This is a genomic window from Levilactobacillus cerevisiae, from assembly GCF_003946245.1.
Lineage (GTDB): Bacteria > Bacillota > Bacilli > Lactobacillales > Lactobacillaceae > Levilactobacillus > Levilactobacillus cerevisiae.
Genome location: NZ_RHNN01000021.1, coordinates 50,331 through 66,554 on the forward strand (window position 1 = coordinate 50,331; position 16,224 = coordinate 66,554).

The window sequence follows — 16,224 nt, forward strand, 5'->3', positions numbered from 1 at the left end:
TTCCCTAACACACGCTAAACATCCAACTCAGCAAAGGTGGCATTGTCCTCAATGAATTCACGCCGGGGAGCGACTTTATCGCCCATCAACATGCTAAAGACTTGGTCCGCGTTGATGGCATCGTCCGCATCAACCCGCAAGAGACGCCGGTTTTCAGGGTTCATCGTGGTATCCCAAAGTTGTTCGGCATCCATTTCCCCTAACCCTTTGTACCGTTGAATTTGGGGCTTCGGTGCTGGTGGTAATTGTCCCAATAATTCCTTCAATTCGCTGTCGGTGTCCAGGTAACGTTGCATCTTCCCTTGACGCACCCGGTAGAGCGGTGGGCAAGCAATGTAAACGTAACCGGCATCTAGCAACGGCCGCATGTAGCGGTAAACCAGTGTCAACAGGAGCGTCCGGATATGGGCGCCATCGACATCGGCATCGGTCATAATAATTAATTTATGATAGTTTGCTTTGGACACGTCAAAATCATTGCCAAAGCCAGTACCCATGGCGGTAAACAGCGAACGAATTTCTTCGTTGGCCAGAATCCGGTCCATGGAGGCCTTTTCCACGTTCAAAATCTTCCCCCGAATTGGCAGGATAGCTTGAGTCAACCGTGAACGGCCCTGCTTGGCAGAACCACCGGCGGAATCCCCTTCGACGATGAACAGTTCGGAAATAGCAGGATCCTTGGACGTGTTATCAGCCAATTTCCCAGGTAAGTTGGAGATTTCCAACCCACTCTTTTTCCGCGTGACTTCCCGTGCGCGTTTTGCAGCGACCCGGGCCTTGGAGGCTAACGTCCCCTTGTCCACGACCTTGCGCGCCACGTCCGGATGTTCCATCAAGAAGCGCATAAAGTGGTCCGCAAACGTATGATCCACGGCCGTCCGGGCATCGGAGTTCCCTAATTTAGTCTTCGTTTGCCCTTCAAATTGAGGATCCGGATGCTTGACGGAAACCACGGCGGTCAAGCCTTCACGGACGTCATCCCCGGTCAGGTTGGGTTCGTTATCCTTCATCAGCTTGTTCTGGCGCGCGTAATCGTTCACGACCCGCGTCAGCGCCCGCTTGAACCCTTCTTCATGGGTCCCACCTTCGTAGGTATGAATGTTGTTGGTAAAGGTCAACAGGTTGTTGTGATAATCATCAGTGTATTGTAAAGCCACTTCAACCGTGATCCCGTTTTCTTGGCCTTCCACGTAAATGGGGGGCTCAAACAGGGTCTCTTTGTTTTCGTTCAAGTAGTCAACGTAATGGCGAATCCCACCTTCGTAGAGGAAGTCGTCTTCGGTTGGCTTTTCTGGGCGTTCGTCACGAATCGTGATCCGCAAGCCCTTGTTTAAGAAAGCTAATTCACGAATCCGGGTGGTCAACGTCTTGATATCAAACGTCGTCGTTTCCCGGAAAATGTCTGGATCTGGCAGGAAGTGCACGATGGTGCCGTGTTGTTCTTCCGGCAGACCCTCTTCGATCACGCGCATCGGGCTGACCACGTGACCACGGTTAAAGGTAATGCCGTACTTCTTGCCACCCCGAATAACTTGGGCGTCCAATTCAGTCGACAGGGCGTTCACAACGGAAGCCCCAACCCCATGCAGACCACCGGAAACCTTGTACCCGCCACCGCCGAATTTGCCACCGGCATGCAGGATCGTGAAGACCGTTTCCAGTGCGGGTTTCCCCGTCTTCTTCTGAGTATCGATGGGAATTCCCCGGCCATTATCGGTCACGGTCACACTATTATCCTTGTTGACCGTCACGTGAATTTCGTCGGCAAAGCCTGCTAGGGCTTCATCAATCCCGTTATCCACAATTTCCCAGACCAAGTGGTGCAGGCCTTGGGCGCTGGTCGAGCCAATGTACATGCCGGGACGCTTACGAACCGCTTCCAAGCCCTCTAAGACTTGAATTTGGCTGGCATCGTATTCTTTCGCCTGTTCTGCTTTGGTTTCATGTTCGTAATCAGCCACTGCCTAATCCTCCTTTGTTGCTGCGTCGTTGTCTGGCGCCGCGTCAGCCACCACGGTGCCATCAGCCACGTGAAAAATGGTCGGGTCCTTAATCAGTTGGCGGGTGATCCCGCTCAAACTGGTGGTGGTAATAAACGTTTGGACTTTATCCTGAATTGCCGTCAGCAGGTGAGTCTGCCGGGCATCGTCTAGTTCTGAAAGCACGTCGTCTAACAGGAGCACGGGGTATTCGCCCGTCTCTTCTTTCATCAAATCAATCTCAGCTAACTTCACGCTCAACGCCGTGGTCCGTTGCTGGCCCTGCGACCCAAACGTTTGCACATTCTTGTCGTTGACCTGAAAATGCAAGTCGTCGCGGTGGGGGCCCACCAACGTTGTCCCCTGGTAGAGCTCCTTGTCGCGCTGTTTCTCGTAGAGCGCCGTCAATGCGGCACAGATGGTCTTGGCGTCCGTTAACTGGTCGTCAGGCACCTGTGTGGCGTAATGAAACGTCAAGACTTCCCGCTGTTGTGAAATCTCAGCGTGAATCGCCTGCGCCCAGTGTTCCAACTTCCGCAACATCGTCAACCGTTGGGCAATAATTTCTGCCCCGTAGGCCGCCAACTGATCAGACAATACCGACAAAAAAAGGAGGTCCTTTTTTTGCTTGTGCTGGAGATCCTTTAAGTAGCGGTTTCGTTGTTTTAAGAGCGTCCGGTACTGACTCAGGTTGTAGAGGTAACGCGGGTTCATTTGCCCGAACTCCATGTCCATGAAGCGTCGGCGCACGGCTGGCGCACCCTTGACGATGGCTAAATCTTCCGGTGCAAATAGAATCACGTTCAATTGGCCCACGTACTGAGAAAGCCGGGCCTGTTCCAGGTGATTGACCTTTGCCCGTTTTCCTTGACGTGAAAAAGTCAGCTCCAACGGGACCGTCCCGGCGGCTTTAACCACCCGGCCACTGACTTTCGCCGATTTGGCTTGCCAGTTGACCAGATCATGGTCGTTTGCCGTCCGGTGACTGCGCGTTAGCGCCAACACATAAATGGCCTCTAATAAATTGGTCTTGCCTTGTGCATTTTCACCCAACAAGACGTTGATACCCTTACCTAGCCGCAGATCAGCGGTTGGGTAGTTGCGAAAATGCTGCAACTGCAACTCTTGCAAATACATTATTCACCCTGCTTTGAGCGTATAACAAATGATCCTGTCTCAGGAACGTCGACGGTATCGTTAGGATACAGCTTGCGGCCGCGCCGGTTATCTGGTTCGTCGTTGACGTTTACGGTGTTTTCCCGCAAGTACCATTTGGCTTGTCCGCCCGTACTGATAACGGATTCTTCCTTGAGCATTTGGCCCAAAGTGATGTAGGGCGTGTCAATGAAAACTTCTTTTTTCACAATTTCACCCCTTAATTTTCTTCTCTTATATTATACCGCTTTTTAAACAAAAGGTACAGGTTAACTACCTTATTTTTGGCGTCTGAGCCGATTTATGCCATTCTTGATATTTTTTCCAAAATACCGGTAACTTTGCTCAGAATCAAAAATAGCCCCGTTATGGCGGAAATCCCTAATTTTTGACCTCAAATTCAATAAAAAATGTTATGTTTCGTAATTTTGCCGTCAGGTGCGCGCGCAATGACCCCAAAACGGCCGAAAACTAGGGCCTTTTCACTAAGCCGGTTGGCTGAGGTTAGGATCCGAAAAATCTGGCAAGTTGCGACCAGTCCATTGCCACCTCACTTGCGTCTAGCCAAACCCACGCTCATCGCTGGCAACCAACCGCGACCACAGCAACTGCCTTCGCCGCTCGTCGTCAGCCAGACACCTAGTGCTCGCGAGTCGGCTATGACCAGTCTGTCTCAAAACAAAATCGACTGGCACTAACTAGCAACCGGCTCCTCCCAAAAAAATCCGACAACCGCCAACGACCCCCATCACGGACAAACACCCGTGCACACCAAACCGCAGACAACAGTCAGTGGTGTTCGTTTCAAACGCCAACGCCACAACTTGCGAACCATCGCCCCCATCCCCTATTTGCTCAACTCCAAACAACGAAAAAACGCCGTCCCCGCAACCGGAAACGACGCTTGTGAATTCTCTTGTGAAACGGCTTGTGAAATTTTAGAACGTCCGTACTGGCGTAATCAACTGGATAAAGTTGCTGGTATCTTCAGTTGGCACCAGGGTGAACGGCCGCAACGCTGACGTGAACGCGACGCGAATCGTGCTTTGGCCAAACGAATGCAGCGCATCCTTCATGTAATCAGGGTTGAACGAAATCTCGAGGTCATCCCCGTCCAGCGCCTTGGGCACCAGCTCTTCTTCAACGTTTCCGACATCGGGTGAGTTACTGAAAATGGTCACCTGGTTGTCGGCCGGCGTCAACGTGAGCTTAACCACGTTGTTCCGGGATTCGTGAGACAACAGTGAGGCCCGTTCGACGGCAGCCAATAATTCTGGTGCTTCGAATTCAACGGTCGTGGACGCATCTTTTGGAATCAACCGCGACGTATCGGGGTAGTTACCTTCCAACAGACGGGAGTAGAACGAGGTGTCGCCCAGCAAGAACAACACTTGGTTCTCAGAAAATTGCATCTTCACGTCCGCGTCGTCGTCACCGATCATCCGGGATAATTCGGTCAAACTCTTCCCAGGGATGATCACGTCAAACGTGGCATCGCTTGGCGTTGGCAAAGCAATTTGCCGTTGGCTCAAGCGGTGACTGTCCGTGGCGACCGCCAAGAACTGGTTGTCGGCCAAGACGAAATGAACCCCCGTCAAGATTGGTCGGCTTTCCTGATTAGACACGGCGATAACCGTTTGCCCAATCAATTCTCTAAAGACCGCGCCGGACAGCACAACGGAGTCAGCGGCATCAATTTCTGGTAAATGGGGATAGTTGTTGGCGTCTTGCCCGTTGATGTTGAAGGCCGCCGCACCAGAGGTGATCTCCGTTTGGAAACCATCTTTGACTGTGACCGTCATTTCCTTTTCAGGCAACCGTTTAACGATTTCGCTAAAGAAGCGAGCCGTCAATACGATAGCACCGGGTTCGTCAATGTTCAAGCCAATGTCTGGATCGTCAGCCCGGATCAAGGTTTCAATTGAGATATCGGCATTGGAACCAGTCAAAAGTAACCCAGCGTCACTAGCCACGATTTTTAATCCCGATAAGATGGGAATCGTCGTCTTCGATGAGATGGCACGGGAGACGTTGTTCAGTTCCTTGATGAACGCGGCCCGGTTGATGGTGAATTTCATAAACTGACACTCCTTTTCGTGGTGCGTGTTGTTTAACTTAATTAAAAGAAAAAAATAGTAGCCGTAGTAGAGCGGTGTATTCTGTGGATAACTTTACGTAACAGCCTGTGTTACTAGTCTTTCCACCTGTGGATAACTTGTGGATAACTTTGACGCTTTTGAAATCTTATCCACACGCACCGTTAGCTCACTGGCTTAATCATACCGCAGTTGGTCGCAAAAAGACCGTCGCGAGTCTGCTAAATGTTCGGTTGACCCGGGACGATCTGACGCTAGCGCCGTAATTCGTCTTTTAAACTTTCGATGTCCTTTTGCAACTCGGTATCAGTTTTCAAGGATTCGGTAATCTTGTCGTAGGCGTGAATCACGGTCGTGTGATCCTTGCCGCCAAATTCATTGCCAATCCGGGGTAGTGAAGCCTCAGTCAATTCGCGTGACAGGTACATGGCGATTTGCCGCGGCATGACGATGGCTTTCTTACGTTTCTTCCCCTTTAAGTCCTTGAGTGAGACGTTGAAGTAGTTCGCGACGCGGTCTTGAATCACAGGAATCGTGATGGCATCACTAGCATTGGCCAAGTTCAAGCTCTTCAAGGCTTCCGCGGCCAAATCAGTGGTGATTGGCTGGTGCATCAGCTGAGAGTAGGCTTGAACCCGGGCCAAGGCGCCCTCCAGTTCCCGGACGTTGGAATCAATCTGACCCGCGATGTAGCTGAGCGTATCGTCGGGGATGTCGATCTGGTCGGCGTCGGCCTTATTCCGTAAAATGGCGATCCGTGTCTCCAAGTCTGGTGGTGTGATATCAACGGAAAGACCCCAAGCAAACCGCGAAACGAGGCGGTCTTGGAGCTTGGGAATTTCGTTAGGTAGCCGGTCGGACGTCAGCACGATTTGCTTGCCGTCGTCGTAAAGGGCGTTGAATGTATGGAAGAACTCTTCTTGTGTTCCTTCCTTATTAGCGAAGAACTGAATATCATCAACCAGTAGCAGATCAACGTTACGGTACTCCTGACGGAACTGCTCCTGCGTCCGTGTTTGAATCGCATTAATAAAGTCGTTCGTGAAGGCCTCGCTAGTCACGTATTTGACCTTGGTGTCCGGGCGATCTTCCAGCATTTTATTGCCAATCGCGTGCATCAAGTGGGTCTTGCCTAAACCAACGCCACCGTAGAAGAACAGCGGATTGTACATCACGCCGGGTTCTTCGGAGACCACCAGGGCCGCAGCGTGGGCCATCTGGTTGCCTTTTCCGATAACGAAAGTGTCAAATGTGTAGCGGGAATTCAGCGCCGTTTCCTTCATAAAGGTAGGCGTCGGCTCTGTCGAGACAGCTTCCCCAGGGGTCGCGGTCTTGGCCTTGAGCGTGGCTTGTTGCTGGCGCTCGCCCTCCAAAATGAGGATGGGCTGAATATCTTCGTGAACGGCTTGGTATGCGTATTCTACCAATTGCTGGTCCAGGTGTTGATGGGTCCAGTAATCACGATGCAGGGGTGATGGGAGTTCCAACGTTAATTTGTTGCCGTTTAAGGCAATCGGCTTGGCGGTTTCGATCCAGGTCGAGTAGGCTGTCTTGGAATTGTTTTTCTCAAACAAGGCCTTGATGTCAGTCCACAAAGTTAACATATCTGGCACTGATGTTTCCCCCTAATTTTCAATTAAAATCTCATCTAGCGTTTGGACGGATTCCACCCAAACGAAAACGTAAGTCCAGTGTAGCATGAAGAAAAAAAGTTTTCCACAGGGTATTCCGAGGTGTGCATAATTGTTTCACAGGAAGTGGATTGAGTTATCCACAGGGTCGGAAAAATCTGTGGATAAATTTAAGCGACTAAAGTTATGCACAGGTTCAAGCTAACTAAGAATAGCACAACGGTAAGTGTTTCACAAGTTATCCACAGAAATCACAATTCCTGTTTTTTTAGAATTCACAGTCTGTGGAACGGTGGATAACTCGGTTGGCAAGTCCGGAATAACTTTTCCTTAAAACTAGAGTTATCCACAGGCAAAGTGCATGAAACAAATTTTACTGGGCACAACTTTTTTAATGAAATTCAAAGTTGCTGTTTCATTTCTCTCTTTTTTATGCTAATATGTTCAGGAAATGCATTTAGTATTTGTCTGGCAACACCAGATAAAAAATAGTCATAGATCAGAGAGGAGATTTTACGATGAAGCGCACTTTCCAACCAAAGAAACGTCACCGTTCCCGTGTCCACGGCTTCCGCAAGCGCATGAGCACTAGTAATGGCCGTCAAGTATTAGCACGTCGCCGTCAAAAGGGACGTAAAGTATTGTCTGCATAGGCCGCTGATGGTTCAGTGGTCTTTTTATTTTATCTGCGGGGAGACTGGAACACCAATCCCGCGCGGACTGTAAATCGAGAATTTTGGAGATGCACATGCGAAAATCTTACCGCATTAAGAAAGAAGCGGAATTTCAGCAGGTCTTTGAAACCAGGAATTCAGTCGCAAACCGGCAATTCGTGGTCTACTCAATGGAAAAACCTAACCAAAAGCACTTTCGGGTCGGCATTTCCGTCGGGAAAAAGATTGGTAACGCCGTTCACCGTAATTGGGTGAAGCGCCGGATCCGGCAGAGCCTTCTCGAGCTGAAGCCATATTTGAAACAAGATGTGGATTTTCTCGTGATTGCGCGGCCCCGGGCGGACGGTATCAGTATGCCCGACGCGAAGAGCAGCATGATTCACGTGTTGAAGTTAGCGAAACTACTGGATTCCAACTATAGCGAGGAATAAACGTGAAAAACGTGAAAAAGTACAAACGTACCCTACTTATGCTGGGCATTGTGAGTCTGGTCTTTATCCTTTCTGCTTGTAGCAATAAGCCAATCACCAATCAAAGTACCGGGATCTGGGACGGATTAATCGTCTTAAACTTCTCGCGGGCGATTATCTGGTTGGCCAACTTGTTCGGCGGCAGTTACGGTGTCGGGATCATTGTCTTCACCATTATCATTCGGGTGATCTTGTTGCCACTGATGATCTTCCAAACGCGCAGCATGCGGAAGACCCAAGAGGTGCAACCACAATTAAAGGCCCTCCAAAAGAAATATTCGTCTAAAGACCGTGAAACCATGGCCAAGCTACAATCCGAACAGCAAAAGCTGTATTCGGAAGCCGGCATCAATCCGTTGATGGGGTGCTTGCCAGCCTTGGTTCAACTGCCAATTATCTGGGCTTTGTACCAGGCCATTTGGCGGACGGCCGTTCTGCGGTCCGGGACTTTCCTGTGGTTACAATTGGGCCACAAGGACCCGTACTTCATTTTGCCAATCTTGGCCGCGTTAGCGACGTTCGCAAGTTCGTGGTTAACCACCAAGTCGGCACCGGAAACCAACTCCATGAACATGATGATGGTTGTGGGGATGCCGGTGGTGGTCTTCTTCACCGCCTTGAACGTTGCATCGTCCCTGTCACTGTACTGGACGGTTTCCTACATTTTCCAAGTGGGTCAAACCTTACTCATTCAAAATCCGTGGAAGATTCAAGCGGAACGCGATGAGAAACAAAGGGAAAAGAACCAGCATGACCGCGCCGTGAAGAAAGCTGTTCGGCGGGCCAAGCAAAGCAAACGTAAGTAACACCAACTGAAATGCATTTCTGAGTCGCCCTGACGAAAGTGGGGCGGCTTTTTTTTGTGAAAAGAGTGCGACCAAAGGCGCTTAGCTGGCGAGCATTAAGGCTGATAGCCGGATAATCCCGGGCTTGGATTATTCGGCTATCAGTTTTAAGCGGAGTCGGCTGCCTTGGGTCGCACTCTTTTCACAAGGTAGCGGTGGTGCGTGCCCTAAAACAACTGATCCTGAACTAATTAGCTCTAAACCAACCGGTCCCAAATCCAGTGAGCTCAAATCGGGGACCAAAAATCAAGTCCGCCAAAAAGCCAATCATCCCCAACAATGCTCACATAGAGTACTAACGAAACTCATCCAACATTTGTGACCCCAATTCGCTAGGCTTAAGGGTTTCTTACGGTTTGAACACGCAAATAAGGTCACGGCCAACCTCAAATTCAGGTTAAACCTGGCCCTAAATTGTGAATCCTAGCAAGAATTTAATTTCGTTAGGGAATACTTAGGGAACCGTTACGCTTTCACCACGCCCCAGTCACGTTTTCTTCGCAAAACACCGGCACCATTGAGGCTAATGATGCGGCATAAGTTTTGAGAGAAAAGAAGGGATTTTTGTGGAAGCAATAACGAAAACGGCGGTGAAGAAAAAACGGCCGTATCTATACGAAGTGGACTTCATGCGGCTATTTTTCATCTGCGGGGTGCTGTTTAACCACAGCATCAACGTGGTGCTTGACGCCATGAGTACCACCGGGTGGGCCAGCACGAGCTTGAGCGACGTCCGGTTAATGTTTCACTACAGCCGTAACGGGTTTCTGTTCATGAGTGGTCTGGTCCTGGCGATGAATTATTACAAACGCCACGAGTGGGGGCGCTTTTATAAAAAACGTTTTGGCGGCAGTCTGGGGCCGTACCTCGCTTGGAACCTGATTTTCTTGATCCTCTATACCAGTTTGGGTGGCGGCAGTACCGGGCAGTCATTTGGGCTGACCTACCTTGACGACATAGTTCACGGCGGGCACTACTACATGTATTACATGTTGCTGGTGATGCAGTTATACCTCGTCTTCCCGGGAATCGTCTGGCTGTTCCAGCACAGTCAGCATCACTTGCGGTTGCTAGGCGTCAGCTTTGTGGTCCAACTGGCCATCGATGCCTGGATCAAATTTCAACTGGAATACCTGAACTTGGCGGGATGGCCGTACTGGTTCCGCCACTTTAACATTAATATTTTTGTATATGAATTTTACATTATCTTTGGCGTCTACACGGCCCTGCACTACCGCGAGGTCTCGACGTTTATCGACCGGCACATCAAGGTGATTGCGGCCAGCGCGTTGGCGTTGTGCCTGGGCACCGTGGCCTACCTGCGTTGGTGGAACATGGGTGTCTTGCATATGAGCTACGACTTTGCCACCTCGCCGCACCAGCCGTACATGCAGGTCTTTGACGCCGTAATGATTGTCACGGTGTTCTGGCTGGGACAGCGTTATGCCAAATGGCGGGCCGGCAGTCTGCCCCCCGAACTGGCGCAGAACGTCAAGACGGGTGCGAAGATCAGCTTCGGTATGTATTTGAACCAATCATTTTGCTTGTATTTGCTCGGACGCTTTCTGGGCACGCTAACCGTGAACGATGGCACGCTTCTGGCCATCTTGCCGGTCGGCTACGGCGTCGTGCTCACGCTGTCGGTGGCGGTGGCGTACTTCTGTTACCGGGTGGCGCCGTTTGGCTGGCTGATTGGGCGGCCGCAGTGGCATCCGTGGCAGTGGCTCGCCACCCTACGCCAACCCATCCACGCCGAAAAGTAGCGTCGCACCGGATCTGGTTTACTAGGATGTTGGCAGTGCCTCCGGGCTGGTGAAAATGAGACCGGATTGCTGTGGGCGCCCGTCTGGAGCCAAAAGGCGGTCTCCAGACTTACTTTGAGCCGCTGAGAAACGCGTCTCAAAGATAGCAATTGCCTAACCGGCAAGAACCGCCGCTAAGGCAATTCCCACGGCTTGGCTCATTTTCACCAGCCCTGCGGCGAACATTGTGGTAACCCGTGATCCGGGCGTGCGCAATTTCTCTGTGACTGGGTAGCGTCGTCCGGGTCCAAAAAGGTTAACAGTAGCGACACTGCTGATGGACTAGCCGGGTTACACGGATGTGAGCCGAGAGGGCGGCGAAAATAAACTCAGCCGGAGGAACGCCCTTAACGGCGGGTTAGGCCGTTTAGGGCGTTGGCGTCTTTGAGACTTGGTTTTTAAGGCTCAAAGCGAGCCCGAAGACCGCCTTTTGGCTTCGGGTGTCCGCCCCCAGCGTTCCGGTTTATTTTCGCCGCCCGGTAAGGCGCCAGTGATATCCGTGTAACCCAGACCAGACGCGTTATGGTATACTAATGCTTAGCGAAAACAACATGGAGGAATGGATGATGACGATCTACACGGGGAAAACGGAAGAGGCAGCGATTGCGGCGGGACTGGCTGCGCTGAATACGAGTCGCGACCAAGTTGTCACCAAGGTGGTCACCGCTCCACGCAAGGGTTGGCTGGGTATTGGTCATCGCGATGCTATGGTTGATGTGACATTGAAGCCCGTTGCTGTGGCACAAGAACAGGCGAGCCAGGCAGTCACCCAACCGGTTAAAGCAGTTGCGACGCCAGCGCCGGTTGACCAGCCAACGACACCGGCGTCTGTAGCGCCCCAAGCGGCGGCTAAGCCAGTTCAACCGGTTGTCCCAGACTCACCAGCCATTGACCCCGCAAAACGCCGTGAGCAACGACAGGCGGCCATTGACGGCGTGCAGGACTATTTAGCCACCATCGTCGATCAACTGGGCATCGATGCCAGTTTGGACGTTGAAAACGTGGCTCACCGGCAAGTTCACCTGTCTTTTACCACCGACAAGGAAGGCTTATTAATCGGGAAGCACGGCCGAACGATTAACGCGCTTCAGAGTTTAGCCCAACTCTATTTAAACCATCACGGTGCCGCTCACGTGGACGTGGTGCTGGACGTGGCGGGCTACCGGGAACGGCGGACGGCGACGTTGACTCGGCTGGCTGAATCAACGGCCCGCGAAGTTGTGGCGACCGGCAAGCCGATTTATTTGGACCCGATGCCATCGTTTGAACGGAAACAGATTCACGCTGTTTTGGCTAGAAATCGCTACGTCACAACTTATTCGGCTGGCAAAGAGCCACACCGCGCCGTTGTGATTGAGCCGGATTAGTTTAGGTTTGACAAATGAGCCGTTAGCCCTTATAGTGAAGACAATCATTCTTATCAAGTTTACGATAAAGTAGTGAAAGTACTTTATCCACGTACAGTTAGGTGGCGTGGAGTAGGTGCTTTTTTTTATGGCGTTAAATGATACGCCCGGCGGGTTGAACCGGTGTGGCGGCCTCCGGGCTGGTGAAAATGGGACCGGAACGCTGTGGGCGCCCGTCTGGAGCCAAAGAGCGGTCTCCAAACTTACTTTGAGCCGCTGAGAGTCGCGTCTCAAAGATAGCAGTTCCCTAAGCGACCAAGACCGTCACTAAGGCAATTCCCACGGCGAGGCCCATTTTCACCAGCCCTGCGGCGGACACGGGTTTAGCCCGCGACGTCGCCATTTTCCTGAGGGTGGTTGATACCCGGGCCACCTTGATCCGCCGCTGGTCGCTGACAAGGCGTTAACCCCTGGCAACGGCTGCGACCAGTCATGGCCACTGCTGGGGTTACAGGGGTGACGAATGAACTACGGAAAGTAGACGAGATAGGATTACAAGTAAACTGATAAATTGGTAGCAAGACCAATAAAAAACGCAGGCAAGTACAAAGACATCCGGGCTAAACTCGTGTTCGCCCGGTAAGGCGCTAACAACGGCAACGCCACGGATGAAGAGGAGGATGACTGATGGCAGTTACGACAACAGAATTTGATACCATTGCGGCAATTTCTACCCCGCCTGGTGAAGGTGGGATTTCTATTATTCGGTTGAGCGGCGAGGAAGTCTTTGCCGTTGCCGGAAAACTCTTTAAGGGCACCGATTTGACTAAAGTGGCTAGCCACACGATTCACTATGGCCACATCATGGATCCGGAAACTAATGACGAGGTCGACGAAGTCATGGTCACCGTTATGCGGGCGCCGAAGACCTATACCAAAGAAGATATTATTGAAATCAACTGTCACGGTGGTATCGTGGCCACCAACCGAATTTTACAGCTATGCTTGAGCTACGGTGCACGGTTGGCAGAACCCGGTGAGTACACCAAGCGAGCCTTTCTCAACGGTCGAATTGATTTGACGCAGGCCGAGTCCGTCATGGACCTGATTCGGGCCAAAACGGACAAGTCAATGAAGGTTGCATTAGACCAACTAGACGGTGATTTGTCTAAATTGATTCGAAATTTGCGGCAAGACATCCTCGATGCCCTGGCTCAAGTTGAGGTCAACATTGACTACCCCGAATACGATGACGTGGAAACCATGACCACCAAAATGCTGCTGGAGAAGGCCCAAGAGGTCCAAAAGCAGATCAAGGTGCTCCTGTCAACGGCCAAGCAAGGGAAGGTCTTGCGTGAAGGACTGGCCACAGCTATTGTGGGCCGGCCCAACGTGGGGAAGAGCAGCCTGCTCAACCACCTGTTGCACGAAGACAAGGCCATCGTGACCGACGTGGCCGGAACCACGCGTGACGTGATTGAAGAGTACGTCAACGTCAAGGGCGTTCCTTTGAAATTGATCGACACGGCGGGGATTCGGGATACCCAAGATAAGGTTGAAAAAATTGGGGTTGAACGCTCGCGTAAAGCCATTAACACTGCTGATTTGGTGATGTTGGTCTTAAACGCCAGTGAACCGTTGACCTATGAAGACCGCGAGCTGTTACAGGCGACGGCTGACACGCAACGGATTCTCATTTTGAACAAGACCGATTTGCCCAACAAGCTGGATATGGCGGCGGTGAAGGCCGCTGCCGGTGACAGTCCAATCATGGAGACCTCGATTCTGCAGAGTACGGGGATGGACCAGTTGGAATCAACCATCGCCCACCTGTTCTTTGATGAGGGCATCGAGTCCAGTCAAAATACCGTGATGGTCACCAACGCCCGGCACATCGGCCTGTTACATCAAGCCAGTGCCGCCCTCGATGATGTCCAGCACGGGATTGCGGCGGGGATGCCCGTCGACCTGGTCCAAATCGACATGACGCGGGCTTGGGATTTACTCGGTGAAATTACCGGGGATAGTTACCAAGACGAACTGTTAGATCAGCTATTTAGCCAATTTTGTTTAGGAAAATAACACCACACAAGAGATCGCTTAGCCGCCCCAATCAGCGACTGGGCATGGAGGGAAAGAACCATGACTGAAGTAATTGCATACCCCGGCCAGGACTACGACGTGATCGTCGTTGGTGCCGGCCATGCGGGTAGTGAGGCCGCATTGGCCGCTGCTCGGATGGGCAACAAGACACTCTTAATGACGATCAACCTGGATATGGTGGCATTTATGCCTTGTAACCCATCCGTGGGGGGCCCGGCAAAGGGAATCGTTGTCCGTGAAATTGATGCACTGGGTGGCGAAATGGGCCGGAACATTGACAAGACCTACGTCCAGATGCGGATGCTCAACACGGGGAAGGGCCCGGCCGTCCGCGCTTTACGTGCCCAAGCCGACAAGCACGCCTACCACGCTGAAATGAAGCATACCATCGAACGCGAACCTAATTTGACCTTACGGCAAGGGATTGTCGACGACTTAATCGTGGAAGATGGCGTCTGCAAGGGGGTCATCACCAACACGGGTGCCCACTACAGCGCCAAGGCCGTAGTCATCGCTGCCGGTACCGCTGCTCGGGGTAAGATCATCATCGGGGAACTGATGTATTCTTCTGGTCCCAACAACTCCCAGCCCGCAACCAAGTTGACGGCTAACCTACCGAAGTACGGTTTCGACCTGGAACGGTTCAAAACGGGAACGCCACCCCGGGTCGATGGCAACACGATTCACTACGACGAAACCGAGGAACAGCCCGGTGACGTGGAGCCCAACCACTTTAGCTTCACCACGCCCGACAGTGCCTACCTGGATTTGAAGAACCAACTCTCCTGCTGGTTAACCTATACCAATCAGAAAACTCACGAAATTATTCGCGAAAACTTGAACCGGGCACCGATGTTCACGGGTGTCATTGAAGGGGTCGGCCCCCGTTACTGCCCATCGATTGAAGACAAGATCGTCCGGTTCGCTGACAAGCCCCGCCACCAACTCTTCTTAGAGCCAGAAGGCCGCAAGACTGACGAGTGGTACGTTCAAGGCCTGTCAACGTCCATGCCAGAAGAAGTGCAACAGAAGATTTTGCACTCCATCAAGGGTCTCGAAGACGCGCAAATGATGCGGCCCGGCTACGCCATTGAATACGATGTCGTTTCTCCGTACCAATTGCGACCGACCTTGGAAACGAAGCCGTTGCAAAACCTGTTCACCGCTGGCCAAACCAACGGGACGTCCGGGTACGAAGAAGCAGCGGGTCAAGGTTTGTTAGCCGGCATCAACGCTGGTTTACGGGCCCTGGGCAAGCCAGGTTTCACGTTGAAGCGTTCCGACGCCTACATTGGTGTCATGGTCGACGATTTGGTCACCAAGGGAACCAAGGAGCCTTACCGCCTGTTGACGAGTCGGGCCGAATACCGCTTGATTTTGCGGCATGACAACGCCGACCTTCGTTTGACGGCCAAGGGCCACGAACTCGGTTTGATCAGTGACGAACGCTACGCAGATTTCTTGGCCAAGAAGGCGGCTTTGCAAGCTGAAATGGATCGTTTGAACAGCATCCGCATCAAGCCAACGGCGGCCATCAACGCCTTTATCGAAAGTCACGGCGACAAGCCCCTGCAAGACGGCGTGTTAGCTGCGGTCTTCCTGCGCCGGCCATACGTGGACTACCAAACGTTGGCGCAGTTCATCCCGGCCCCAGACCAGCCGCTGGATCGCCACATCATCGAAGAGATTGAAATTTCACTGAAGTACGCCGGCTACATCAAGAAGGCCGAAGATAACGTGGTCAAATTGAAGCGGATGGAGGCCAAGGCCATCCCCGCCAAGATTGACTACGACGCCATCGACGGTCTAGCCACCGAAGCGCACCAAAAGTTGAAGAAGATCCAACCCGAGACTTTGGCCCAGGCCAGCCGAATCAGTGGGGTCAATCCCGCTGACATCGCCATCCTGAGTGTGTACATCGAACAGGGAAAGATCGCCAAGGTTGACTAGTAAAAATATAATTAAAATAGGCATCACAATGGTTATTACGTTAGCCATTGTGATGCCTATTTATTATTAATAAATAACTGTTGATCATAGATATTAGAGTGTTTAAATAATTATGTGTAAATAGAAAAATAAGCAATTGAAAAGGGAAAGCCTCTCCCTTATGATAGTTAGCA

General features: G+C 51.7%; 12 protein-coding genes. 7 read left to right on the top strand and 5 right to left on the bottom strand.

Annotated features, from left to right (window positions below; translation table 11 throughout):
- Positions 1-14: 14 nt before the first annotated feature.
- The 5 genes from gyrB to dnaA form a co-directional block, all read right to left on the bottom strand.
- Positions 15-1,961, bottom strand: a complete 1,947-nt coding sequence (gene gyrB / locus EKM99_RS10685; protein WP_125583410.1) for a DNA topoisomerase (ATP-hydrolyzing) subunit B — start codon at positions 1,959-1,961, stop codon at positions 15-17.
- Between the two features lie 3 nt (positions 1,962-1,964).
- Positions 1,965-3,116, bottom strand: coding sequence for a DNA replication/repair protein RecF (gene recF, locus EKM99_RS10690; protein ID WP_125583411.1), 1,152 nt, complete (start codon positions 3,114-3,116; stop codon positions 1,965-1,967).
- Positions 3,116-3,343 carry a S4 domain-containing protein YaaA gene (gene yaaA / locus EKM99_RS10695; RefSeq protein ID WP_125583412.1) on the bottom strand — a complete coding sequence of 76 codons (228 nt, stop codon included), beginning with the start codon at positions 3,341-3,343 and terminating at the stop codon, positions 3,116-3,118. The genes recF and yaaA overlap by 1 nt, the downstream gene beginning before the upstream one ends.
- Positions 3,344-4,072: 729 nt before the next feature.
- The gene (gene dnaN / locus EKM99_RS10700; RefSeq protein ID WP_125583413.1) at positions 4,073-5,212 is read right to left on the bottom strand and encodes a DNA polymerase III subunit beta; all 1,140 of its coding nucleotides are present in this window, start codon (positions 5,210-5,212) and stop codon (positions 4,073-4,075) included.
- Between the two features lie 272 nt (positions 5,213-5,484).
- A complete protein-coding gene (gene dnaA / locus EKM99_RS10705) occupies positions 5,485-6,843 on the bottom strand; it encodes a chromosomal replication initiator protein DnaA (RefSeq protein WP_125583414.1) in 1,359 nt (452 codons plus the stop codon).
- A 536-nt stretch (positions 6,844-7,379) separates the two neighbouring features.
- On the opposite strand from dnaA, the gene rpmH reads away from it, so the two are divergent.
- From rpmH to mnmG, 7 genes are all read left to right on the top strand, one after another.
- Positions 7,380-7,514, top strand: a complete 135-nt coding sequence (gene rpmH, locus EKM99_RS10710; RefSeq protein WP_081624573.1) for a 50S ribosomal protein L34 — start codon at positions 7,380-7,382, stop codon at positions 7,512-7,514.
- A gap of 95 nt (positions 7,515-7,609) precedes the next feature.
- On the top strand, positions 7,610-7,966 hold the full coding sequence (gene rnpA / locus EKM99_RS10715) for a ribonuclease P protein component (RefSeq protein WP_125583415.1): 357 nt from the start codon (positions 7,610-7,612) through the stop codon (positions 7,964-7,966).
- Between the two features lie 11 nt (positions 7,967-7,977).
- Positions 7,978-8,811, top strand: a complete 834-nt coding sequence (yidC, locus tag EKM99_RS10720) for a membrane protein insertase YidC (protein WP_225419837.1) — start codon at positions 7,978-7,980, stop codon at positions 8,809-8,811.
- Positions 8,812-9,416: 605 nt separating this feature from the next.
- The gene (locus EKM99_RS10725) at positions 9,417-10,613 is read left to right on the top strand and encodes an acyltransferase (protein WP_225419836.1); all 1,197 of its coding nucleotides are present in this window, start codon (positions 9,417-9,419) and stop codon (positions 10,611-10,613) included.
- Positions 10,614-11,218: 605 nt separating this feature from the next.
- Positions 11,219-12,019, top strand: a complete 801-nt coding sequence (gene jag, locus EKM99_RS10730) for an RNA-binding cell elongation regulator Jag/EloR (protein ID WP_125583421.1) — start codon at positions 11,219-11,221, stop codon at positions 12,017-12,019.
- Positions 12,020-12,685: 666 nt separating this feature from the next.
- Positions 12,686-14,080 (top strand): tRNA uridine-5-carboxymethylaminomethyl(34) synthesis GTPase MnmE, encoded by a 1,395-nt coding sequence (mnmE, locus tag EKM99_RS10735; RefSeq protein WP_125583416.1) that lies wholly within the window; start codon positions 12,686-12,688, stop codon positions 14,078-14,080.
- A gap of 60 nt (positions 14,081-14,140) precedes the next feature.
- Positions 14,141-16,051, top strand: coding sequence for a tRNA uridine-5-carboxymethylaminomethyl(34) synthesis enzyme MnmG (mnmG, locus tag EKM99_RS10740; protein ID WP_125583417.1), 1,911 nt, complete (start codon positions 14,141-14,143; stop codon positions 16,049-16,051).
- Positions 16,052-16,224: the final 173 nt, after the last annotated feature.